At 74.6% G+C, this 764-nt stretch carries 1 protein-coding gene; it reads left to right on the top strand.

Annotated features, from left to right (window positions below; all coding sequences use genetic code 11):
• Positions 1-17: 17 nt before the first annotated feature.
• On the top strand, positions 18-764 hold a 747-nt coding region (locus tag AB0G02_RS34040), incomplete at its 3' end, for a LacI family DNA-binding transcriptional regulator (protein WP_360802643.1).

Raw genomic sequence — 764 nt, 5'->3', positions numbered from 1 at the left:
CCAGGTCGGACGCCGAGGTGCCACCGGATCGGCCCGAGCGGCGCGGCCGTCGGGTGTCGATGGCGGACGTGGCCCGCCGCGCCGGTGTGTCGGCGCAGACCGTCTCGCGGGTGTCCAACGGCCATCCCGGCGTCGTCGGCTCGACGCGGGAACAGGTGCTCGCGGCCATGCAGGAGCTCGGCTACCGGCCCAACAGCGCCGCGCGCGCGTTGAAGTACGGCCAGTTCCGGACCATCGGGGTCATCCTGTTCACGCTGTCGACCGTCGGCAACAGCCGCACGCTGGAGGCGATCGTCGACCACGCGGCCGAGGAGGGCTACGCGATCACGCTGATCCCCGTCGCCGTCCCCACACGCGACGGTGTGCTGGGCGCGTTCACCCGGCTGGGCGAGCTCGCGGTCGACGCGGTGATCGTGATCATGGAGATCCACCTCCTCGACGCCGCCACGGTCAGCCTGCCCGCGGGCGTGCCGGTGGTCGTCGTGGACTCCGACGCCGACGACCGCTACAGCGTGGTGGACACCGACCAGGTCGACGGCGCCCGCCAGGCCGTCCGCCACCTGCTCGCCCTCGGCCACCGCACGGTCTGGCACGTGGCCGGGCCGGAGGAGTCGTTCGCGGCCGAGCGGCGGTCGACGGCGTGGCGGACCGAGCTGGAACGGGCGGGCCGGGCGGTGCCGCCGCTGTCGCGCGGTGACTGGTCCGCCGAGTCCGGCTACCGGGCGGGCCTGCTGCTGGCCGACGAACCCGGCTGCACGGCGGTG

The organism is Actinosynnema sp. NPDC023658, assembly GCF_040639995.1.
GTDB lineage: Bacteria > Actinomycetota > Actinomycetes > Mycobacteriales > Pseudonocardiaceae > Actinosynnema.
This window is presented reverse-complemented; position numbering and strand designations above follow the sequence as displayed.